The following is a 21,716-nucleotide window of genomic DNA, read 5'->3' as shown; positions in this document are numbered from 1 at the left end:
TGTTTGCGGGTTTTGGTCCGCACAGCGGACCCTACGAGTAGGGTCCGCTGCGCGGACCGATCAACGCGAGGCGCCGACGCTCAACCCAACTTCGCCGCGTCCGCCAGGTCCCAGACCCGCGGCGAGTGGATCAGGCGCGCCAGTTGCAGCGCACGCTCGTGCTCCATCTCGCGCGGCAGGTGGTCGCCGAAGCTGGTGAACAGCTCCTCCTGGTCGTTGGTCTCGTGGCGGGCGACCTCGGTGTCGATGTTGTTGATGGCGGCATAGACGTCTTTGGGGAAGTCCAGTCCGTCCCAGCGGAAGGCGTCGTAGTCGGGGACCCAACCGAGCGGGCTCTCGATGGCGGCGCCGACGTGGTTGCAGCGGTCGATGACCCACTTCAGGACCCGCATGTTCTCGCCATAGCCGGGCCACATAAAATGGCCGTGCTCGTCCTTGCGGAACCAGTTGACGCGGAAGATACGCGGCGGGGTGGCGACCATCTGGCGGCCGATGAGCAGCCAGTGGCGCCAGTAGTCCCCCATGTTGTAGCCGCAGAAGGGCAGCATGGCCATGGGGTCGCGTCGCATACCGGCCTGACCGATGGCGGCGGCGGTGGCCTCGGAGCCCATGGTGGCGGCCATATAGACGCCGTGTTCCCAGTTGTAGCTTTGAAAGGCCAACGGGAAGTGCTTGCTCACCCGCCCGCCGAACAGGAAGGCGCTGACCGGTACGCCCTTGGGGTTCTCCCATTCGGGGTCGATGCAGGGACACTGGGAGGCGGGGGCGGTGAAGCGGGCATTGGGGTGGGCGGCGGGGATGCCGGAGCCCGGCGTCCAGTCGTTGCCCTTCCAGTCGATCAGGTGCTCCGGGGGCTCCTGGGTCAGGCCCTCCCACCAGATGTCGCCGTCGTCGGTCAGGGCGCAGTTGGTGAAGATGCAGTTGGCATAGAGGGTGTCGATGGCGTTGGGGTTGGACTCGGGGTTGGTCCCTGGGGCGACGCCGAAGAAGCCGGCCTCCGGGTTGATGGCATAGAAGCGGCCATCGTCCTTGTTGGGCTTGATCCAGGCGATGTCGTCGCCGACGGTGGTGACCTTCCAGCCCTCGAAGCCGGCGGGCGGGATCAGCATGGCGAAGTTGGTCTTGCCGCAGGCGCTCGGGAAGGCGGCCGTCACATACTGCTTCTTGCCCTCAGGTGACTCGACCCCGAGGATCAGCATGTGTTCGGCGAGCCACCCCTCGTCGCGGGCCATGACGGAGGCGATGCGCAACGCCAGGCACTTCTTGCCGAGCAGGGCGTTGCCGCCGTAGCCGCTGCCATAGGACCAGATCTCGCGGGTCTCCGGGAAGTGGGCGATGTATTTGTCCTCGATCCGCGGGGCGCAGGGCCAGGGCACGTCCGGCTCCCCGTCCTCCAGGGGGGCGCCGACCGAGTGCAGGCAGGGGATGAATTCACCGTCCTCCCCCAGGGTGTCCAGCACCTTCTGGCCCATGCGGGTCATGATGCGCTGGTTGGCCACGACATAGGGCGAGTCGGTGATCTGCACCCCGATGTGGGCGATGTGCGAGCCGATCGGCCCCATGCTGAAGGGGATCACGTAGAGGGTGCGCCCGTGCATCGAGCCGCGGAAGGCCTCGGTCAGGATCTTCTTCATCTTGACCGGGTCCATGTGGTTGTTGGTCGGACCCGCCTCATCCTTGCGCCGCGAGCAGATGAAGGTCCGCTCCTCCACCCGCGCCACGTCGCTCGGGTGGGAGCGCGCCAGGAAGCTGTTGGGGCGCTTCTGCGCGTTGAGACGCACGAAGGTGCCGCTCTCTACCATCTCCTCGCAGAGTCGGTCGTACTCGGTTTGGGAGCCGTCGCACCAGTAGATGCGGTCCGGCTCGCAGAGTCCGGCCATCTCGTCGACCCAGTTCAGGAGCCGGTGGTGGGTGGTGCGCGTCGCACCATCGTGGGTCTTGGTCATGGCGGAGAAATCCTCGCTTGGGCAAAGAAAGTGGAGCCGATCAGGGCCTGAAGGAAGAACGCGGGAGGGCAATCGGCCGTGCGGGTCGGCGCGGGGCCGCGACCACCCGGGGCCCGCGTCCGGCGGGCCACCGTGAGTTTAAGCCATCGGGGCGCCTGGCGGCACGGCAAATCCGGACTTGTCGGTCGCCATCGAAGAGACCACGTCGATGTCGTAGTAGCGGGTCGCCTCCATGAGCAGGCGGCACTCCACCCACATGTCCCCATCGACCAACGGCATAAACAAATCGTAGATGTTGTCGACGCCCATCACAACTCTGACCCCATGGTGCAGCAGCGTCGTCACCGGGGCTATGGAGTTGTGGATCGGGGCCGTCCGATCGGACAGTTGGCGCATGCTCAAGGCGGCGGAGGGGCAGACGATGAAGGCGACCGCGGCCTCGCGACACATGGCGATGACGCGGCGCTGGTAACGCTCATCATGCGCCGCCAGTGAGATGCCGTGCACCGCCCGCACCCGGCCGTGCAGGCCGAATTCCATGGTCTTCAAGGCCAGCAACTCGGTTTCGACCTCGTCGGGGTTGTTCTCCTGGTCCACATGCACGTCGACCGGTTTATTGAGCTCGCGGGCCAGGCTGAAGATGAAGTCCAGGTGCTTCTCGGGTTGGGGGCGGTCCTTGGACGGCAGGCCGCCGATCACGTCGGCCTTTTCGCAGGCACGCACGAATTCGCCCTGGGAGTCGGGTTCGAGCACCCCCTGCAGCGGCTGGACCGCGATCTCCAGGCGGATCTGATCGCGAAAGCGCTCCTTCAGCAGCAGCGCCGCGTCGATCGGCATCTGGCCGACGGTGGTGTCGGCATCGACAAAGGTGCGGCAATAGGTCACGCCCTGCGCAATCATCTTCCTGACTGCCCGCTCCATCCGCTCGAGCAGGTCTTCCGGCGTATAGTTTTCTTTGAGGTATTTGTACAGCTTCCATTTCGCCTGCATGTCCACCTGTCCGAGCTTCAGATTCTCGGTGGAGATCAGGTAGGCCTTGTCGAAATGGGCGTGATGACAGGCAAAGCCCCCCTTGGCGGCGACGCGCCGCAGGAAATCGCGCTTCAGATTCCAGGGTTCGGTCGGGTCCGACAGCTTATAGCGATACTGGCCCGCCTGGTGCTTGCGCAGCATCTCCCGGATGGCGATCATGGCCACCTCGGCGTCGGTGTAGATCGGGATGCCGGCCTCGATCGACAGGGAGCGGATCAGGTTGCAGTCGGACGCCTCGTCGTAGTCGTTGTTGCCGGTCAGGACGTTCACGACCATATCGAAGCGGTTGGTGTCCAGAAACGACCGGATGTTGGGCAACTGGGCATCGTTGATCTTATGGAGCAGGATGTTCGCAATGCCGTGCTTGACCAGGAAGCGGCTGGTGCCGGGCGTGGCATAGAGCTGCACGTTGGCCTCTTTCAAACGGCGCAAGCCCGGCAGCATCGCCTCTTTGTCCGACGGTTTGCCCGCGCTGACCAGGACGTTCGTGGGCGTCTTGCCCAAGAGCTTCAGGTTGAACGCGACGGCTTCGAGCGAGATATCTTCGTGCATGGGGGTGAGTTCCGGATGCGAGTGTGAAGGCTAGGCCAACAGTACCAAGGAACGGTTCACTAATACGTTGAACAAGTGCTTCAGGGGATGCTTGTCGCGTCGTTGTCGTTGTCGTTGTCGTAATCGAGGCTATCGTAGCGCCCCGGATTCGCTACCATCCCAAAACGCATCGCTTCTTCGATTACGATCACGACAACGACAACGACAACGACAACGACTGCGTCTAACTTGTTCTTGACTCGTTATTAATCCCCATGCGACCCCAGCCCCAGCGGCGTCTCCCCCGGCTTGGTGGATGCCGGGGGCTTGGACCCCGCCCGCCCGCCGGGTGCCGGCCTGGCCCCGCCGCTGAACTCGACGTCGGCCCAGATGTCCCCCTGATCCTCGGACTCCGGTGGGTTGCCGTCGTAGACGAGATTCCGCCGCCGTTGCAGATAGGCGTCGCGCAGGAAGACATAGGGGTCCGGGGCGGCGTCCTCCAGGACCTCGCCCGCCCCCAGCCGGTCGGCCCGGAAGTCGACGATCCGCAGGGTCGCGAAACCCCAATAGATCTTGCCCGTCTCGATGCTGAAGAAGGGGTCGGTGACGAGGTCCCCGGCGAAACCCACGGTGTCGCGCAAGTTACTGGGTCCGAAGATCGGCAGCATGAAGTAGGCACCGGGCGGGAGGCCCCAGTAGCCCAGGGTCTGGCCGAAGTCCTCCTTGTAGCTCGGCAGGCCCAGGTTGGTGGCCACGTCCATGAAGCCCAGGACTCCGAGCGTGGAATTGACGATGAGCCGCCCGATATCGTTGGCGGCGCGCGACATTTTGAACTGCAGGATGTTGTTGGCGAGCGAGGTGACGTCGTCGATGTTGTCGAAAACGTTGGTGATGCCGCGGTCGACCACCTCCGGGGTGATCGCCTTGTAGCCCTTGGCCAAGGGCCGCATAAACGCCTTGTCGAAGTCGCTGTTGAAGCGGTACACCGCCCGGTTGTAGGGCTCCAGCGGGTCACGGGGGTCCGCGACCCGATTGGGTTGGGAGGCACAGCCCGCGGCCAGCAGTGCCGCCAGCGCCGACCCGGCCACCCGGCGGGTCCCTGCTCCGGTCTTCCAATCGCGCATTTGTGTCGTTCCCCCGACGCCCGTCGGGCGCGGCTCGTTGAACCAAAAAAGACCGCCAGACCGCAAGGTCGCAAAAAGGCTTGGGATTTAATGGCGCTACCCCGCCTTTTGGTGCCGTCGGCGCGGTCGCCCCCGCCAGGTCAGGCCCCTATTGTAGTTCTTTGCGTCTGCGGTGCCTTTACGGTTGTGCGGGCGCGCCGTCCGCACCGGGGCCGCCGCGCGGGGCGGCGTCTGAGGCGTCGCCGGGCGTGCGCCGGTTTGGCAACCGGGCGCCGCCCCCGTATGCTGTCGCGATGAACGAAGAGCAACCGATTGTCGAAGGGATCGCCCGCCGCTTTCGCGGCTTTCTGCCCGTGGTGGTGGACGTGGAGACCGCGGGCTTCGACGCCCAGCGCCACGCCCTGCTGGAGATCGCCGCGGTGATCATCCGGATGCGCCCGGACGGGAACCTGGAACCGGCCGCGCCGATCGCGGCCCACGTCCTGCCGTTCGTGGGGTCCGAGATCGATCCGCGCGCGCTGGCCTTCAACGGTATCGATCCCGACCACCCGTTCCGCGACGCGGTGGCCGAGCACGAGGCCTTGGCCCGCATCCTCACCCCGATCCGCAAGGCCGTGAAGTCGACGGGCTGCAACCGCGCCATCCTCGTGGGGCACAATGCCCACTTCGACCTGGGTTTCCTGGCGGCGGCGGTCGAGCGTACCGGCTTCAAGCGCAATCCGTTCCACGCCTTCAGCGTCTTCGACACGGTCAGCCTGGCCGGGTTGATGTTCGGCCAGACGGTTCTGGCCAAGGCCGCGCAGGCGGCCGGGCTCGGCTGGCAGAACAGCGAGGCGCACGCGGCAATCTACGACGCGGAACAGACCGCCCGCCTCTTCTGTACCATCGTCAACCGCTGGCAGGCCCTGGACCCGGTGCACTTCTGGGAGGGACCCGGGGACGGTCGGTAGGGCGAAGTGCGGACCCCGACTAGGGTGCCGCCTTGGCCGTGGCCGCCTCCATCAGCGCCTTGAGTTCGCCCTTCTCGTGCAGTTCCACTGTGATGTCGCAGCCCCCGATCAGTTCGCCGTCGATGTAGATCTGGGGAAACGTGGGCCAGTCCGCGTAGCGCGGTAGATTCTGGAGGATCTCCTGGTCATCCAGGATGTTGACATAGTCGAAGGGGACCCCGCACTCCTGGAGCGCCGCCGCGGCCCGCATGGAGAATCCGCACTGGGGGAACTGGGGCGTGCCCTTCATGTAGATGACGACGGGATGTTGTTTCACCTGCTGGTCGATGCGCTCCAAGACATCCATTCGGTTACCTCTGTAAGTTGACTGAAAGTTGGACCAAGACAGTCGGGTCGGACGCCTGGTTTTCAACGCTCCCGTGCCGCGGGGGGCGCCAGTCGCGTCCGCTGCGCGGACCGGCCTCGATCATCACCAATCCCCGGTGCCCCGCACCCTTCCTCAAGTCAGAACCCACAGGTACCGCAAACGATGAGCGAAAACGCCGCCGACTGCCGTGTGTGCGGACACTCCCAGGGCAACCGTCTGCACCAGGTGCGCGAGACCATGTACGGCGTGCCTGGCGCCTTCGTCTACCTGGAGTGTGCGGCCTGCGGGTGCCTTCAGTTGCAGGACATCCCGCCGGAGATGGCCGCCTGGTACCCGCCCGACTATTGCGCCTACGGCCAGGCCAAGGTGCGGCGGCTCCCCGCCTGGCGGCGCCGGCTCAAGGCCCTGCGCACGCGGCTGCTGCTCGGTGGCCTCGGGCGCGGCGGCCGGTGGCTCGCGCGGCTCCTGCCGTTACCGCCCTACGGCGACTGGTTGGCGCGGCTGCCGCTCGGGCTCGACTCCCGCATCCTGGACGTCGGCTGCGGCGCCGGCCATCTGCTCTTGCGCCTGCAGCGAGACGGATTCCGATCGCTGCGCGGTCTGGACCCCTTCATCGCCGAGACGCTGACCTATCCCGGCGGCCTGGTGGTGCAGAAAGAGCCGCTCGCAGACCTCGCGGGCGAGTTCGATCTGATCATGCTGCACCACTCGTTCGAGCACATGGACCGGCCGCTGGAGGTGCTCGCGACACTGGCCGCGCACCTTGCGCCGGACGGCCGGCTGCTGGTCCGCATCCCGCTCGCCGGCAGCTACGCCTGGCGCAAGTACGGCGCCTCCTGGGCCAACCTGGACGCCCCGCGGCACCTCTACCTGCATACCCCGACCAGTCTCGCCCTCCTGGCCGCGGCGGCGGGGATGGCGATCGAGTCCATCGTCTACGACTCCCAGTACAAACAGATTGCCTTGAGCGAATGGCTCAGCCTGGGGGGAACCATGAAGGACTACGAGCAGTGGGAGCGCACCTGCTATAGCGCCCGGGATATCCGCGGGTTCAAGCGTGCGGCGCGTACCCTCAATGCCCGGCGTGACGGTGACGCGGCGGCCTTCATCCTCGTTCGCCGGGGTGGCCGCTGACGCCGCCCCTCCCGCTAAAAGTGCATGGCGGTCGCGATGGCCGACCCCGCTAAGCCGCCTTGGCCCTGGCCAGGGTGACCTGGATCTGAATCTCCTCCCAAGGCACGCAGACCAGTCCCGCCGCGTCCTGCTCTACCAGCGCCAGATCCAGAAGCTTAGCGATGTCGATCTGCACCTGGCGGGAGTCGTGCCCCAAGTGCCCGGCCAGGGTAGCGATGGAGACCGGACCCAGTTCCTTGAGCAGGTCGAGCATCGCCAGCCGCGCCGGTGTCAGTTCGTCGAAGAGCTGCGCCGCGCTGGCAAAGCCCAGTTGATAATCCGCCTCCGGCAACGCCTCGCCCGCCTGTGCCCGGCGTGCCAGGTCCGACAGCTCGGCCTTGGTCCGCGTCCAGTCCGCTACCCGCACGATCGCCTTTCTTGCCACCTCAACCTCCCAGCCGTTCCACGTCGGCGATGAAATCGGCCATCAGTCGCTCGATCGACACGAAGCCGTAGGGCACCTCCAGGTTACCGAGGTGCTTGTGATCGCCCTTGCCGCGTTCGTTGTCATAGCGCACCAGGCAGGTTCCCGCGCGTCCGCAGTAGAGCCGGTATTTGTACGGGTGACTGCAGCCCGGTACCGCTACCGGGACCTGCCACACCACCGCTTCGACGGTCAGGCCGTTGGGCAGGATATCGCGCAGTTGGTAGATGGGGGTCGCCAGCATCGCTGCATGGTAGGCAATCGCCCACCGTCCTGCCAGTGCCCCGCGGGTTTGAACCGGGCACCTATCCGCGGCCGTCGGGATCGAGGTCGAGCGACAAGCCACCGTGCCGCCGCCGCAAGGCGACGTCTGGGACCGCCGACATCCTGTCGGCCCCGGCGCGAAGCGCCGTTTCGCGGCCCGCCGCCCGCTGAAGCGTCGGCCTCCGGTTGGGATGCCAGAGCAACCGGAGGTCGAGGCTTCAGCCGGTCACGGCCCCATCCACATTGCGCTGCATCCACAGCTCCAGCAGCGCTAAATGCCAGAGCTTGTTGCCCTGGATGCGGGTGTGGTGCAGGTCCGGGGCGGCGAGCAGCATGTCCAGATACTCCGGCCGGTAGAGCCCGCGCTCGCGTCCGGCGCGCGCGGTCAGGGCGTCGCGCATCAGGTCCAGGAAGGGGCCGCGGACATATTTCAGTGCCGGCATTGGGAAATAGCCCTTGGGGCGGTCGATCACGGCGTCCGGCAACAGGCCGCGGGCCATGGCCTTCAGGGGGTACTTGCCGCCCTCGCGCAGCTTGAGCGCCGGGGGGCAGCGCGCTGCCAGTTCCACCAGTTCGTGGTCCAGGAAGGGCACCCGCGCCTCCAGGCCCCAGGCCATGGTCATGTTGTCGACGCGCTTGACCGGGTCATCGACGATCAGGGTGGTGACATCGAGCCGCAGGATGGCGTCCATCACCTCGTCCGCCCCCGGGGCCTCCAGCAGCGCCTCCAGCAGCGGTGAGGTCGGGTCCGCTCCGGCGTAGGCCGGCTGGACCATGCGCAGGTATTCCGCGTGGTCGCGGTCGAAATAGTGCTTCGCCAGGCGCGCGAGGCGCGAGCCGGACGGCTCGGCGTCGATGCGCGGGTACCAGAAATAGCCGCCGAAGACCTCATCCGCCCCCTGGCCGGACTGGACCACCTTGACCTCGCGCGAGACCTGTTCGGATAACAGATAGAAGGCGACCGCGTCCTGGCCGAACATGGGCTCGGTCATGGCGTCGATGGCCTCGGGCAGGCGCTTCAAGACCTGATCGTTGGGGACCCGGAACTTGCGGTGACGGGTGCCGTAGCGGGCCACCACCAGGTCCGAGTACTCGAACTCGCTGCCCGCCTCCTCCGGGGTGTCCTCGAAGCCCACCGAGAAGGTTCGCAGATCCGCCACCCCGGCCTCCGCCAGCAGGGCGACCAGGAGGCTGGAGTCCAGGCCGCCCGAGAGCAGTACCCCCACCGGCACGTCCGCCACCTCGCTGCGCCGCTTCACCGCCAGGCGCAGGCGCTCATGGATGCCGGCGAGCCAGTCGGCCTCGCTCGGCAGCGGGTCCGGGCGCGTCGCATCCAGACTCCAATAGGCCTCTTCGACCTCGCCGCCGTCGGCGTCCAGCCGCAGCCAGTGCGCCGGGGCCAGCTTGCGCACGCCCTGCAGGATGGTGCGCGGGGCCGGCACCACGGCGTGCAGGGTGAAGAGGTGGTGCAGGGCGATGGGGTCGATGCTGGTGTCCACCCCGCCCGCCGCCAGCAGGGCCTGGGTGGTCGAGGCGAACCGGAAGCTCGGGCCCTGCCGCGACCAGTACAGCGGCTTGATGCCGAAGCGGTCACGGGCGAGGAACAGCACGCGCTGATTGGCGTCCCAGAGGGCGAAGGCGAACATGCCGTGCAGGCGCTCCGGGCAGCGCTCGCCCCAGGCGTGCCAGGCCTTGAGGATGACCTCGGTGTCGCCGTCGGAGAAGAAGCGGTAGCCCTTGGCCTCGAGTTCCCGACGCAGGTCCCGGTAGTTGTAGATGGTCCCGTTGAAGACCAGGGCCAAGCCCAGTTCCGCGTCGACCATGGGCTGATTGGAGCGCACCGAGAGATCGATGACCGCGAGCCGCCGGTGGCCGAATCCCAGGGCGCCGTCGCTGTAGCTCCCGCCATGGTCCGGCCCGCGGCGGGTCAACCGCCCCATCATGGACGCGATCACCGCGAGGTCCGCCGGGGCGCCGTCGAGACGCAGTTCACCACAGATACCGCACATAGCCCCTGCTCCCGCGGCCGCCGGGGCTTGCCCGGCGGCCGCAATAACCTACCCTAAGAAGAGTGTTTGGCCGCAAATGAACGCAAATAAGCGCAAATAAATCTGCTGGTTGGCATCGTCCCGGGCGTCGACCTGGCAGAAAAATCCAAGGCTTTGATTATTTGCGTTAATTTGCGTTAATTTGCGTTAATTTGCGTTCATTTGCGGCTAAACTGCTTTTTCCGGGTTGACCTGATCCCTGGTGCCCGCGGGCGCGGCCAAGGTTGCAAAGCCCCCGCCAAGACCCTAGCTCGGGTGCACGGCTTTAAGGCCCCCTTGATCGCTTTCCTCAGGCACCGGGGCGGCGGCGCAGACCGCCGCCCCGGGCCTGGACCCCGCACCAATCCCAACCCTCAGCACCCGGAGCACTCCGACCATGGCACACCAACTGCCCGCACTGCCCTACGCGAAGGACGCCCTTGCCCCCGTGATCTCCGCCGAGACCATCGACTATCACTACGGCAAGCACCACCAGGCCTATGTCACCAACCTCAACAACCTGATCCCGGGCACCGAGTTCGAGTCACTGTCCCTGGAAGACATCATCCTGAAGTCCTCCGGCGGGGTCTTCAACAATGCCGCCCAGGTCTGGAATCATACCTTTTACTGGAACTGCCTGAGCCCCACCGGCGGCGGCGCACCCACCGGCGCCCTGGCCGCCGCCATCGACGCCAAGTTCGGCTCCTTCGAGGACTTCAAGAAGGCCTTCACCCAGTCCGCCGTCACCAACTTCGGCTCCGGCTGGACCTGGCTCGTGAAGAACGCCGACGGCTCGCTTGAGATCTTCAACACCGCCAATGCCGGCTGCCCCCTGACCTCCGGCAAGAAGCCCCTGCTGACGGTCGATGTCTGGGAGCACGCCTACTATATCGACTACCGCAACGCCCGTCCCAAGTACCTGGAAACCATCTGGGACAAGATCAACTGGGGATTCGTGGCGGCGAATTTCGGGGGCTGATGCGCGGGGGCGCCGGGCCCCGGCCCGGCGCCGCCGTCCGGCTGACGCCTCGACCTCCGGTTTCGGCCTGATCAGCCAAGGCCCTGAGGCTTCGCTGTAAAGGTTGCGCGGCGCCGCTGTGGGAGCGGCTTCAGCCGCGACGAGCCCTCGCAAGCCGCCGCCATGTCGCAGGTTACCGCGGCCTCGCATCGCGGCTGAAGGAAGCCGCTACCGCGGGGGATTTTCGTCCCCTGGGCCGGACGGGGCATTCGAGACTGGGCAAGTATTCGCCGCGACCTCCCCGTAGCCCGGATGGAGCGCAGCGGAATCCGGGTGCGGCCTCGCAGGTAGGCGATGAATCAGCGGGTTGCCGAGGGGACCTGGATTCCGCTGCGCTCCATCCAGGCTACGACCTGAAGCCTCGATCTCCGGTTTGGGCCTGATCCGCCCGGGGCCTGAGGCTTTGCCGTGAAGGTCGCGCAGCGGCGCTGTGGGAGCGGCTTCAGCCGCGACGAGCCCTCGCAAGCCGCCGCCATGTCGCAGGTTATCGCGGCCTCGCATCGCGGCTGAAGCCGCTCCCACGAGGGACTGTCGTCCCTGGGCCGGACGGGGAATTCGCCCCGCCCGAGACGTTTCGGAGGCCGCGTCAGGCGGTTGATTCCGCGAATCTTCCGCAGTTTCAAAACGTTCGGGACGGGGCGAATGCCCCGTCCCGCCGGGAGGATCGCACCGCACTGGGGTGCGGCGCTCCCAGTGGCCGGGATGATGATCAAGGCCGCCGCCGCGACCCGGGATGATGGGCATCGCTCCCGCTCTGCCCATCCTACGGCTCAGGCCAAAACTCATCATTCAGAATGTCGTCCATCGACCAGGGACAGGTTTCGGGCAAGTCGTCGATCTCGACCTCTTTCAGCACGTTGCTGATGGCATCGTCCCAGGCCTGTTCCCACCATCCGGCATCCCGCAAGTCGGCCTTCAAACTGAGCGTTTCGGCAAGACAACGGATGACGCTGCGGCGCTGGATCCTGATCGTGCGCCGCCGGCTATTGCCGCGGCGCTCGGGCTGATATTGCCACTTCAGGAGATGGGCCAGGAGCACGGCCATCCTGCTCTTTAATTCGCGCCGCTCGCTCTTGCCCACGTCCTCGATCTCCTCTGCAATGTGCTCCAGGTCCAGCAGAGTAAAGTCGCCGGCACGCAGCAGCCGCGCCTGTTCATCGGCCCAGGCGACGATGTCTTGTTCATAACGATGAGTGGCCATGGCCGTCCTCGTACGAATGATCTGAACCGGAGTCCAAGGCTTCAGCCTTGGAGGGGGGCGCCAAGGCTGAAGCCTTGGACTCCGGCAGGGTCAGGCGCGCACCTGCCCATCACCCAGCACCACGAACTTGAGCGAGGTCAGCCCCTCCAGGCCCACCGGCCCGCGGGCGTGGAACTTGTCGGTGCTGATGCCGATCTCGGCGCCTAAGCCGTACTCGAAGCCGTCGGCGAAGCGGGTGCTGGCGTTGACCATGACGGAGCTTGAGTCGACCTCGCGCAGGAAGCGGCGGGCGCGGCCATAGTCCTGGGTGACGATGGCGTCGGTGTGGGCCGAGCCGTGGCGGGCGATGTGGTCCATGGCGGCGTCCAGTCCGTCCAGGATCCGGATGGAGAGGATGGGGGCCAGGTACTCGGTGTCCCAGTCCTCGTCGGTGGCCGGCAGGGCGTAGGGGACCAGATCGAGAGTGCGGGGGCAGCCGCGCAGTTCCACGCCCTGGGCGGCCAGGGCGGCGGCGATGGGCGGCAGCAGGGTTGCGGCCACGGGTGCGTCGACCAGCAGGGTCTCCAGGGTGTTGCAGGTGCCGTAGCGCTGGGTCTTGGCGTTCATGACGATGCGCAGGGCCTGATCCGGGTCCGCGGCGGCGTCCAGGTACACGTGACAGATGCCGTCTAAGTGCTTGATCACCGGTACCCGCGCGTCCCGGCTGATGCGCTCGATCAGCCCCTTGCCGCCGCGCGGGATGATGACGTCGATGAACTCCGGCATGGCGATCATGGACCCGACCGCGGCGCGGTCGGTGGTGGCGACCACCTGGACCCCATCGGCCGGCAGCCCGGCTTGCGTCAGGCCGGCGCGGATGCAGGCGGCGATGGCCTGGTTGGAGGCGAGCGACTCGGAGCCGCCGCGCAGCACCGTGGCGTTGCCGGATTTGAGACAAAGCCCGGCGGCGTCGGCGGTGACGTTGGGGCGCGACTCGTAGATGATGCCGACGACCCCCAGCGGCACCCGCATCCGCCCCACCTGGATGCCGGAGGGGCGGTAGTTGAGGTCGGTGATGGCGCCGATGGGGTCGGGCAGGGCGGCGATCTGGCGCAGCCCCTCCAGCATGGCGTCGATGCGCCCGGGGGTGAGTTCCAGGCGGTCCAGCATGGCCGCGTCCAGGCCCTTGGCCGCCCCGGCGTCCAGGTCCGCGCGGTTGGCGGTGGCGATCACCGCCCGCTCGCGCTCGATGTGCTGCGCGATGGCGATGAGGGCCGCGTCCTTGTCGAGGGTGGCGGCGCGGGCCAGGGCGCGGGCGGCGGTGCGGGCGCGGCGGCCCAGGTCTGCCATGTAGGCCGGGATGTCGGTGATCGGGGGCTGGGTCATGGTGGCGTTCCGGGGCTGCAAAGATGCCGTGCCGTGGGGGGCGCAGGCGGCGCCGACCCCGCGGGATCTTGGCCGGGGAGCATAGCAGTCGGACAGGCGTTTTGCCCGTGCCTCGTCAGTCGTCGTCCCGGTCCGACTGCGCGTGATGAGGAGGGAGCGCTTGAATTCGCGGGCTGCTATGATCAGTGGCGGATTTGTTTCACCTTTGACGAGGGAGATGCCAGCAATGTCGAGATCACCGACTATCACTGAAGATCCGCCGCTCCTGGTCCTCCCGCCCATCCACCCGGGCGAGGTGCTGCGCGACGAACTCGATGAATTGGGCCTGTCAGCCAACGCGCTGGCGCGTGCCCTGGACGTGCCGCCGAACCGTGTCACCGAGGTCCTCAACGGCCAGCGCTCGGTCAGCGCGGACACCGCGCTACGCCTTGCCCGCTATTTCGGCACTTCGGCCCGGTTCTGGATGAATCTGCAATTGAGCTATGAGCTGGCGGTCGCCGAACGGACACTGGGAGAGTCGATTGCGGAGTGCGTCCGGCCCCGCGCTGCATGAGCCGGCTCCGCGCCCGCCAATCCCCTCGTTATCCATGGCATAATCCCGCCACCCTCACCAGGCGCGCGCGGGTTGCGCGGCAACTCGGACTTGGGACATGCCCGACGGCGAGACCTTCGACTGCTTCTTGAGCCACAACAGCCGGGCCCAGCCCGCGGTGCGGGCGCTGGCGGCGCAACTGCGCGACCGCGGTCTGACCGTCTGGCTGGACGAGGAGCAATTGCGGCCGGGCTTGCCCTGGCAGCCGCTCCTGGAGTCCGGTATCCGCGCCGCGCGCAGCGTCGCCGTCCTGGTCGGGGCGGACGGGCTGGGGCCTTGGGAGCAGAAGGAGATGCGCGCCGCCCTCAGCCTGGCAGTGAAGGACGGACGCCCGGTGATTCCGGTCCTGTTGGCCGACGCCCCCGCGGCGCCCGAGTTGCCGCTCTTCCTCGCCAAGCACATGAAGATCGGCGGCCAGGCGCCGGAGATGATCGCCCTGCCGGCCGGGTGTTTTCAGATGGGCAGTCCGCCGGGAGAACCTGGCGCTGGGATGGCGAGGGTCCCCGGCATTCCGTCTTGTGGGCGCCTTTGCCATGGGTCGAACCGAGGCGAGCTTCGCGCAATACGACCGTTTTGCCGAGGCGACCGGCCGCAGGAAGCCTGACGACCGGGGTTGGGGGCGCGGCGATCGGCCGGTGATCGATGTCTCCTGGGTCAACGCGAGCGCCTATGCCGCCTGGCTTGCCGGGCAGACCGGCCAGCCCTATCGCCTGCCCAGCGAGGCCGAATGGGAATATGCCGCCCGCGCCGGACGACATCGGCTTGCGGCTGTCCCGAGGGGCTTCCCCGCCCGGCCGGGGCCGCTAGCGCGGAGCGCAATCCGGCAAGCAGGCATGGGTGGCGGGGCCTGGCTGGAAAGGCCCCGGGCGGAGCCGGGGCGGTTTCCAGCCGGGCACCGCCGCCCCCTGCTGCCACGCGGGAACCATTCTTCTCGTTCCCACGCCGGCGCGTCACTGCCGCTAAGTCAAGCCGCAACGGTTACTGGGAGCGCCGCACCCCAGTGCGGCGCGGCCTCTGCTCAACTCACACCGGCGGGGTTGTCTGCGAGATCGTGCCGCACTGGGGTGCGGCGCTCCCAGGTCGGGCCGTAGGATGGGCAAAGCCCGCGCGCGACGGTCCGGACCTGTCGTGGCGTCGCTCGGGCGTGCCCATCCGGGGCGCGTCGCGGTCTGGGGGATGGGCACGCTGCGCTTTGCCCACCCTACAAGCTTTCATGTTACGGGGTGACGGACGAGCCCTCATGGCCGCTAGCCGGACCAGGGCCGCTGAGTGTCTCCGCTGTCGACCGGCTGAAGCCTCGACCTCCGGTCTTCTTGCGGACGGCGCAAACTGCCGCGGCCTCGTCGCGGCTGAAGCCGTTCCCACAGCGTACAATCTCGTCGGTTTGCCGCGTCCACCCCTCTCGTCACGACAACGGAGATTCATCATGCGCAAGATTCCGCTCCTGCTGAGCCTGCTGGCCGCCGCGTCAGGTGCCGACGCCGGCACCTTTACGCTGACCAGTCCGCAGATCGCGCCCAATGCCACGATTGCTAAGGCGCAGGTCTACAACGGCTTCGGGTGCACCGGCGATAATGTGTCACCGGCCCTGAACTGGCAGGACCCGCCGACGGGCACCAAGGGCTTCGCGCTCCTGGTGCATGACCCGGACGCCCCGACCGGGGGGGCTGGCTGGTGGCACTGGGTGCTGATCGACATCCCGGCAACGGTCGATGCGCTGCCCCTCGGTGCCGGGGCCAGTGATGGTTCAAAGATGGTCGCGGGCGCGCGTCAGATCACGACCGATTTCGGCAGTGCGGGCTGGGGCGGCCCCTGTCCGCCGGTCGGGGCTAAACCCCATCGGTACAACTTCACCCTGCACGCGCTCGATGTGCCTAAGCTCGAGGTTCCGCCGGGGGCCAGCGCGGCGCTGGTCGGCTATCTGGTCAACAGCCACAGTCTGGGCAAGGCGAGCCTGACCGGGCTTTACGGTCGCGAGCAGTAAGGGACGGCTCAACCGGCCTGGGAGCGCCGCACCCCAGTGCGGCGCGATCTTGCGGATAACCCCGGCGGTGCGGATTGACCAGAGGCCGCGCCGCACTGGGGTGCGGCGCTCCCAGTAGCCGTTGCGGCTTAACTCAAATGGCAGTGAGGCATCAGCGGGGGCAATACCACGACGCAAAAAGGCCGGGCTTGCGCCCGGCCTTCGTATTACCCATCCCTAGGGTTGGCCGCCCCGATCAGGCAGCGGCTCGCAACTCGGTGGGGGCGGTCAGCGGCTCCCGGGTCTGGTCCTGGACGGCGCGGATCTCGATCTTGCGCGGCTTCATGGCCTCCGGGATCTCGCGCCGCAGTTCGACGTGGAGCAGCCCGTTGGCGAGTTGCGCATCCACCACCCGGACATAGTCCGCGAGTTGGAACTTGCGCTCGAAGCTGCGGTTGGCGATCCCGCGGTAGAGCAGCCGGGTGCCCTGTTGGTCCTCGTCTTCGGTCCGATTACCGGAGACGGTCAGGATGTTCTCCTTGGCCTCGATGGTCAGGTCCTGTTCCGCGAAGCCCGCAACCGCCATGGTGATGCGGTAGTCGTTCTCGCCGCTCGCCTCGACGTTGTAGGGCGGATAGCCGCCGGGCTCGGTGCGATAGGCGCTCTCAAGTGCATTGGAGAGCCGGTCGTAGCCGATCATGGACCGGAGCAGGGGTGTTCGTCATGGTCATATCCTCAGGTTGAGCAATATGGTCTGGCGCGTTCTTACGAACCGCTGAACCCGCGGGCCTCGGTTGAGCACCCGCGTTATTTGACATCCTCGCCGACCTGAAGGACGGCGATTCCTACGGCGCTACGCGCAAAGCTTGCTCGCGAATAGTCGCTTCGGCGGGTTCCTGGGCCGACGCTCCAATGAGCGAAGTATCTCCGCAGGCTAACCGGGCGTGTCCCGCCCTTAGAACATTGATCGCGCCGACCAAATCGGCGTTTTCCTCGAAACCGCATTCCACGCACGCGAACCGGGCTTGAGTCTGCCGGTTCTCCTTGGCGATATGCCCGCAGCACGGACAGGTCCGGCTGGTGTTCTGTGGGGGCACCGCGACCAGGTGCCCGCCGCTCCACGCCGTCTTGTAGTCCAGTTGCCGACGGAACTCGAACCAACCCTGGTCGAGAACGGCTTTGTTCAGGCCGGACTTGGCCCGAACGTTGGTGCCCGGCGCTTCGACCGTCCCGGCCGCCGACGCCGACATGTTGCGAACCTGCAAGTCCTCGATGCACACCATCGCGTGGTTTTGGCTGATCGTGGTCGTGGTCTTGTGCAGGTAGTCGCGCCGGGCGTTGGCGATCTTGGTATGGATGCGCTGGACCTTGGCTTTCGCCTTCTTCCAGTTCTTCCCGAACTTGGTCTTGCGGCTCATGGCGCGCTGCGCCTTCGCCAACGCCTGTTCTTGGCGTTTGAAACTGCTCAGGGGCTCGAACACCGCGCCGTCGCTCAAGGTGGCGAAGCGGACAATGCCCATGTCGATCCCGACCGCTCCGCCCTGGTGAACCGGAATCTCGGCCTCGCGCTCGGTCTGGATCGACGCGAACCACTTGCCGCCCGACTGGCTGACGGTGACGTTCTTCACCGTGCCGAGAACATCGCGGCTCTTGCGGTAGCGCATCCAACCCAGTTTAGGCAGGAACAAGCGCCCGTTGGCCTGGTCGAGCTTGTAGCCCTGGGGGTAGCGGAAGCTGTCGCCGGACCGACCCTTTTTCTTGAACCGTGGGAAGTCGGCGCGCTTGGAGAAGAACTTGGTATAGGCTCGCTCCAGGTCTTTGAGGGTCTGTTGCAGGGCTTGGGATGGGGTGTCGCAGAGCCAGGCCGTAGCCGGGTCGGCCTTCCACTCGGTGAGGGCCTTGCAGAGCCCGGCATACCCGAGCTTTTTCTCGTCGGCCGCGTGCAGCTCCTGCTGCATCGCCAGGGCCTTGTTGAAGACGAACCGGCACGATCCCGCGAAGCGGCGCATATCGCGCGCCTGCCCGCCGTCTGGCATCAGCTCGAACTTGAAGGCTTGGAGACGCAACATAGGGCGGTGTTGGTCGAGATGGACGGCGAGAGCGACCATGTTCACCTGCTGGTCGAGTAGCCGCCCAAGGTGGCGGTGTCCGCCCTGGTGAACAGCCTCAAGGGCGTGTCCAGCCGCTTGCTACGCCAAGAGCGCCCGGACATCCAGCGGCGCTACTGGAAGGGCGTCCTCTGGTCGCCCTCCTACTTCGCCGCCTCCTGTGGGGGCGCACCGATTTCTATCGTGCGCCAGTACATCGAACAGCAACAGACTCCCACCTAAACGGCAGTCGGACGGGTCCACCGTCCGGCGCTATCCATCCCCGCCCTGAACGAAGGGGCTTTTTGCGCAAGACCGGCAAAGTAGATCTCTGGCCCCCGCATGTCAAGAGGGGTCGCGAAAAATATTATGTGAAGTCGTCCCGGTCCGACGCAACCCTTTGCATTGAGGCGTTTGTCACCGCTGCCCGGTCCGCAAACATCAGTTGAGGCTTATAATCAGGCGCTGCAACAGATCCCACAGGTTGGAGGCAACGATGGGTGGACCCTCAGTCTCAGACGTCCAGGGCTTCGTGACCGACTCGCTCGGTCTGCGCGGGCGGGCGCCGGAGCACCTGCTCCAGCACCTGATCGCGGTCCAGCAGCGCTTCGGGTGGGTCCCCCCGGCGGCGGTGGAGGCCCTGTCCGGGGCCCTGGACGTGACGCGCACCCAGGTGCGCGCGGCCATCGCCTTCTATGCCTTTCTCCATGATCGCCCGCGGGGCGACTTCGACATCCTGTTCAGCGACAACATCACTGACCGCATGCTCGGCAACCAGCGCCTGCTGGGCCTGCTCGCGGAGCAGTTGGGGATGGGCACCGACGCGACTCGGGCGGACGGGCGTGTCACCCTGGGGCTGACCTCCTGCACCGGGATGTGCGATCAGGGGCCGGCGCTCCTGGTCGACGGCCGGGCGGTGACGGCACTGACCCCGCAGCGGATCGACCGCATCGCGGACCTGGTGGGGCAGGGTGTCCCGCTCGAGCGCTGGCCCGGCGAGTATTTCCGCGTGGAGGACAATCTGCGCCGCCGCGGGCTACTGCTGAGCAATCCAGTCACCGACGGCGCCGGCCTGCGCAAGCTGATCGACCTGGGGGTGGAACCGGCGCTCGCGGATCTGGAGCGCTCGGGGCTGCGCGGGCGCGGGGGTGCGGGCTTCACCACGGCGCTCAAGTGGAAGTTCTGTCGCGAGGCCCCGGACGGGGACCGCTATGTCGTCTGCAACGCGGACGAGGGCGAGCCCGGGACCTTCAAGGATCGCGTCCTCCTGACCAGCTACACGGACCTGGTGATCGAGGGCATGACCATCTGCGCCGCGGTGGTCGGGGCCCGCCGCGGCTTCATCTATCTGCGCGGTGAGTATGCCTATCTGCTGCCGCACCTGGAGTCGGTCCTGGCGCGGCGCCGCGTCGAGGGGCTCTTGGGCGGGTCGATCCTGGGCAAGGCCGGCTTCGACTTCGAGATCGCCGTGCACCTGGGGGCCGGGGCCTATATCTGCGGGGAGGAGACGGCCCTGATCGAGTCGCTGGAGGGGCGGCGCGGGGTGACCCGCAAGCGCGCGCCTTACCCGGTCATCGCCGGTTATAAGGACCGCCCGACGGTGGTCAATAATGTGGAGACCTTCCTCGCCGCCGCCCGGGTGGTGCAGTGGGGCGGCTACTGGTTCCGCGGCGAAGGGACCGATCAGTCCGCCGGGAGCAAGATCCTCTCGGTGAGCGGCGATTGCGCCCGCCCCGGGATCTACGAGTACCCCTTCGGGACCCCGGTGCACCGGGTCCTGACCGACTGTGGGGCCGAGCGGACCCAGGCGTTGCAGATCTCCGGTGCCTCCGGGACCACCCTGACCCCGGCGGACTTCGACCGCATCATCGCCTTCGAGGACCTGTCGACCGCTGGGTCCTTCATGATCTTCGACCACAGTCGCGACATGTTCGATATGGTGCAGAACTTTGCCGCCTTTTTCGCCCACGAGTCGTGCGGCTTCTGTACCCCCTGCCGGGTCGGCGGGGCCCTGCTGCGCAACCTGGTGGAGAAGGTCGCCGCCGGGCAGGCGTCCGAGCATGACCTGGGCGAACTGCGCCAGATCGGCGGCGTGATGCGCCTGGCGAGTTATTGCGGCCTGGGCAACACCGCCCCGAACCATATCCTGAACACCCTGGACAAGTTTCCCGACATCTATCGTCGCCGCCTGCGCAGCGCCGAGTACACCCCGTCCTTCGACCTGGACGGGGCCTTGGCCGAGGCACGGGCGCTGGCCGGCCGCGACGATGCCGCCGCGCACATTGCCGACCCGAGCCCCGAGGACCTGTCCGAAACCAAGGAGGCCGCGGTATGAGCCACAGCTTCACGCTCGACGGTCAGGAGCTTGCCTTCGTCCCCGGCCAGACCATCATGGAGGCGGCCCAGGCGGCCGGGGTCTATATCCCGCACCTCTGTCACAATCCGGACTATGCCCCCCACGGCAGTTGCCGGGTCTGCCTGGTGGGGGTGGGGCGCCGTCAGGTGTCCGCCTGCACCACGCGGGTGATGGAGGGGATGGAGGTGGACAACGCCTCCGAGTCCGTCCAGGCCAACCGGCGCGCCGTCCTGCAGATGCTGTTCGCGGAGGGCAACCACATCTGCCCGGCATGCGAGCGCAGCGGCAATTGCCAACTCCAGGCGGTCGCCTATTACACCGGGATGCTCGCGCCGCACTATCCGCCGTTCTTCCCGCGCCGCCCGGTGGATGCCTCGCACCCGGACTTCATCATCGACTTCGGCCGCTGCATCCTGTGCGAACTGTGCGTGCGCGCCAGCCGCGACCATGATGGTAAGCGTGTCTTCGCCATCAGCGGGCGGGGGCTTGCGAGTCATCTGGTGATCGACTCCCCGAGCGGTCTCCTGGGTGATTCGTGCTTCGCCGCCGCCGACCGCGCCGCCCATGTCTGTCCGACCGGCGCCATCCTGCCCAAACACAAGGGCTTCGAGCGCCCCATCGGCGAGCGGCTCTATGACCGTGAACCCATCAGCAAGGTCGGCGACTTGCGTGCCCATGAGGACGAGGTCGATTGAGATGACTGACAAGCCCCGCGTCGCGACCACCTCACTGTGCGGCTGTTTCGGCTGTCACATGTCGCTGCTCGACATCGATGAGCGCATCCTTGAACTCGTGCAACTGGTACGCTTCGACCGGACCCCGCTGACCGATATCAAGACCATCGGGGAGTGTGACCTGGGGCTGATCGAGGGCGGCGTCGCCAACGCCGAGAACGTGGAGGTCCTGCGGGATTTCCGGCGCCACTGCAAGGTCCTGGTCGCGGTCGGCGCCTGTGCGGTCAACGGCGGCATCCCCGCCATGCGCAACCAGTTCACCCTCAAGGAGTGTCTGGAGGAGTCCTATGTGGGCGGGGTCGGGGTGCACAACCCGGGCATCCCCAATGACCCGGAGATCCCGCTGCTGCTCAACCAGGTCCACCCCATCCATGAGGTCGTGAAGGTCGACTACTTCCTGCCCGGCTGCCCGCCCTCCGCGGATACCCTCTGGACCTTCCTCACCGAGCTCCTGGCGGGGCAGCCGATTGCGTTCCCGTATACTCAGATCCATTACGATTGAATAGCGGAAGATTTTGCCGCAAATGAACGCCAATGGACGCAAATAAGAAAGGAGCGATGG

Annotated in this window: 21 protein-coding genes and 1 pseudogene; 11 read left to right on the top strand and 11 right to left on the bottom strand. The window is 66.8% G+C overall.

Translation table 11 applies throughout. The features are described 5' to 3' along the window. Positions 1-80 precede the first annotated feature (80 nt). The 3 genes from THSYN_RS22920 to THSYN_RS22910 form a co-directional block, all read right to left on the bottom strand. Positions 81-1,946 carry a phosphoenolpyruvate carboxykinase (GTP) gene (locus THSYN_RS22920; RefSeq protein WP_100921178.1) on the bottom strand — a complete coding sequence of 622 codons (1,866 nt, stop codon included), beginning with the start codon at positions 1,944-1,946 and terminating at the stop codon, positions 81-83. Between the two features lie 138 nt (positions 1,947-2,084). Next, positions 2,085-3,530, bottom strand: coding sequence for an amidohydrolase family protein (locus tag THSYN_RS22915; RefSeq protein WP_100921177.1), 1,446 nt, complete (start codon positions 3,528-3,530; stop codon positions 2,085-2,087). A gap of 245 nt (positions 3,531-3,775) precedes the next feature. Further along, positions 3,776-4,633, bottom strand: coding sequence for an MlaA family lipoprotein (locus THSYN_RS22910; protein WP_100921176.1), 858 nt, complete (start codon positions 4,631-4,633; stop codon positions 3,776-3,778). Positions 4,634-4,926: 293 nt separating this feature from the next. Here THSYN_RS22910 and rnt point away from each other — a divergent pair, with 293 nt between their 5' ends. Continuing rightward, complete coding sequence (gene rnt / locus THSYN_RS22905) at positions 4,927-5,583, top strand: ribonuclease T (protein WP_100921175.1); 657 nt, start codon at positions 4,927-4,929, stop codon at positions 5,581-5,583. Positions 5,584-5,602: 19 nt separating this feature from the next. Here the strand turns inward: rnt and grxD are convergent, their stop codons facing one another. Next, on the bottom strand, positions 5,603-5,929 hold the full coding sequence (gene grxD, locus THSYN_RS22900; protein ID WP_100921174.1) for a Grx4 family monothiol glutaredoxin: 327 nt from the start codon (positions 5,927-5,929) through the stop codon (positions 5,603-5,605). Between the two features lie 183 nt (positions 5,930-6,112). On the opposite strand from grxD, the gene THSYN_RS22895 reads away from it, so the two are divergent. Next, complete coding sequence (locus tag THSYN_RS22895; protein ID WP_100921173.1) at positions 6,113-7,084, top strand: class I SAM-dependent methyltransferase; 972 nt, start codon at positions 6,113-6,115, stop codon at positions 7,082-7,084. Between the two features lie 49 nt (positions 7,085-7,133). On the opposite strand, the gene THSYN_RS22890 is transcribed toward THSYN_RS22895, so the two are convergent. The 3 genes from THSYN_RS22890 to THSYN_RS22880 all read right to left on the bottom strand — a co-directional run bounded on the left by THSYN_RS22890 (position 7,134) and on the right by THSYN_RS22880 (position 9,820). Continuing rightward, entirely contained in the window at positions 7,134-7,508 is a 375-nt protein-coding gene (locus THSYN_RS22890) for an HVO_A0114 family putative DNA-binding protein (RefSeq protein WP_100921172.1), read from the bottom strand. Position 7,509: 1 nt separating this feature from the next. Next, complete coding sequence (locus THSYN_RS22885; RefSeq protein WP_100921171.1) at positions 7,510-7,791, bottom strand: toxin-antitoxin system TumE family protein; 282 nt, start codon at positions 7,789-7,791, stop codon at positions 7,510-7,512. A 238-nt stretch (positions 7,792-8,029) separates the two neighbouring features. Continuing rightward, the gene (locus THSYN_RS22880) at positions 8,030-9,820 is read right to left on the bottom strand and encodes an N-acetylglutaminylglutamine amidotransferase (RefSeq protein ID WP_100921170.1); all 1,791 of its coding nucleotides are present in this window, start codon (positions 9,818-9,820) and stop codon (positions 8,030-8,032) included. A 415-nt stretch (positions 9,821-10,235) separates the two neighbouring features. Here THSYN_RS22880 and THSYN_RS22875 point away from each other — a divergent pair, with 415 nt between their 5' ends. Continuing rightward, a complete protein-coding gene (locus tag THSYN_RS22875) occupies positions 10,236-10,817 on the top strand; it encodes a superoxide dismutase (protein ID WP_100921169.1) in 582 nt (193 codons plus the stop codon). Between the two features lie 802 nt (positions 10,818-11,619). On the opposite strand, the gene THSYN_RS22870 is transcribed toward THSYN_RS22875, so the two are convergent. After that, positions 11,620-12,057, bottom strand: coding sequence for a DUF29 domain-containing protein (locus tag THSYN_RS22870; RefSeq protein ID WP_100921168.1), 438 nt, complete (start codon positions 12,055-12,057; stop codon positions 11,620-11,622). Between the two features lie 90 nt (positions 12,058-12,147). Further along, positions 12,148-13,422, bottom strand: coding sequence for a glutamate-5-semialdehyde dehydrogenase (locus THSYN_RS22865; RefSeq protein ID WP_100921167.1), 1,275 nt, complete (start codon positions 13,420-13,422; stop codon positions 12,148-12,150). 145 nt (positions 13,423-13,567) lie between these two features. Between THSYN_RS22865 and THSYN_RS22860 the strand changes: the two genes are divergently transcribed. From THSYN_RS22860 to THSYN_RS22845, 4 genes are all read left to right on the top strand, one after another. Continuing rightward, positions 13,568-13,975: a HigA family addiction module antitoxin gene (locus tag THSYN_RS22860; protein ID WP_157817870.1), complete on the top strand. Its 408-nt coding sequence runs from the start codon at positions 13,568-13,570 to the stop codon at positions 13,973-13,975. 97 nt (positions 13,976-14,072) lie between these two features. Then, positions 14,073-14,618 (top strand): toll/interleukin-1 receptor domain-containing protein, encoded by a 546-nt coding sequence (locus tag THSYN_RS36120; protein WP_100921166.1) that lies wholly within the window; start codon positions 14,073-14,075, stop codon positions 14,616-14,618. Continuing rightward, positions 14,548-15,105: a formylglycine-generating enzyme family protein gene (locus THSYN_RS22850; protein ID WP_100921165.1), complete on the top strand. Its 558-nt coding sequence runs from the start codon at positions 14,548-14,550 to the stop codon at positions 15,103-15,105. Before THSYN_RS36120 ends, THSYN_RS22850 begins: the two co-directional genes overlap by 71 nt. 335 nt (positions 15,106-15,440) lie before the next feature. Then, positions 15,441-15,998, top strand: a complete 558-nt coding sequence (locus tag THSYN_RS22845; RefSeq protein WP_100921164.1) for a YbhB/YbcL family Raf kinase inhibitor-like protein — start codon at positions 15,441-15,443, stop codon at positions 15,996-15,998. A gap of 235 nt (positions 15,999-16,233) precedes the next feature. Here the strand turns inward: THSYN_RS22845 and THSYN_RS22840 are convergent, their stop codons facing one another. Together THSYN_RS22840 and THSYN_RS22835 are read right to left on the bottom strand one after the other, a co-directional pair. Next, a complete protein-coding gene (locus THSYN_RS22840) occupies positions 16,234-16,677 on the bottom strand; it encodes an Hsp20 family protein (RefSeq protein ID WP_100921163.1) in 444 nt (147 codons plus the stop codon). Between the two features lie 145 nt (positions 16,678-16,822). Beyond that, the gene (locus THSYN_RS22835) at positions 16,823-18,085 is read right to left on the bottom strand and encodes an RNA-guided endonuclease InsQ/TnpB family protein (protein WP_236848656.1); all 1,263 of its coding nucleotides are present in this window, start codon (positions 18,083-18,085) and stop codon (positions 16,823-16,825) included. Here THSYN_RS22835 and tnpA point away from each other — a divergent pair. The 4 genes and pseudogenes from tnpA to THSYN_RS22815 form a co-directional block, all read left to right on the top strand. Continuing rightward, a pseudogene (gene tnpA, locus THSYN_RS22830) lies at positions 18,050-18,307 on the top strand (IS200/IS605 family transposase); the annotation flags it as partial. The gene THSYN_RS22835 and the pseudogene tnpA overlap by 36 nt on opposite strands. A 253-nt stretch (positions 18,308-18,560) precedes the next feature. Beyond that, complete coding sequence (locus THSYN_RS22825) at positions 18,561-20,399, top strand: NAD(P)H-dependent oxidoreductase subunit E (protein ID WP_100921161.1); 1,839 nt, start codon at positions 18,561-18,563, stop codon at positions 20,397-20,399. Then, entirely contained in the window at positions 20,396-21,115 is a 720-nt protein-coding gene (locus THSYN_RS22820; RefSeq protein WP_100921160.1) for a 2Fe-2S iron-sulfur cluster-binding protein, read from the top strand. Before THSYN_RS22825 ends, THSYN_RS22820 begins: the two co-directional genes overlap by 4 nt. 1 nt (position 21,116) lies before the next feature. Then, the gene (locus THSYN_RS22815; RefSeq protein ID WP_100921159.1) at positions 21,117-21,656 is read left to right on the top strand and encodes an NADH-quinone oxidoreductase subunit B family protein; all 540 of its coding nucleotides are present in this window, start codon (positions 21,117-21,119) and stop codon (positions 21,654-21,656) included. Positions 21,657-21,716: the final 60 nt, after the last annotated feature.

The sequence above is a fragment of the Candidatus Thiodictyon syntrophicum genome, from assembly GCF_002813775.1.
GTDB lineage: Bacteria > Pseudomonadota > Gammaproteobacteria > Chromatiales > Chromatiaceae > Thiodictyon > Thiodictyon syntrophicum.
Note: the sequence above shows the minus strand (reverse complement) of the source record. Positions and strands in the feature narration are given on the sequence as shown.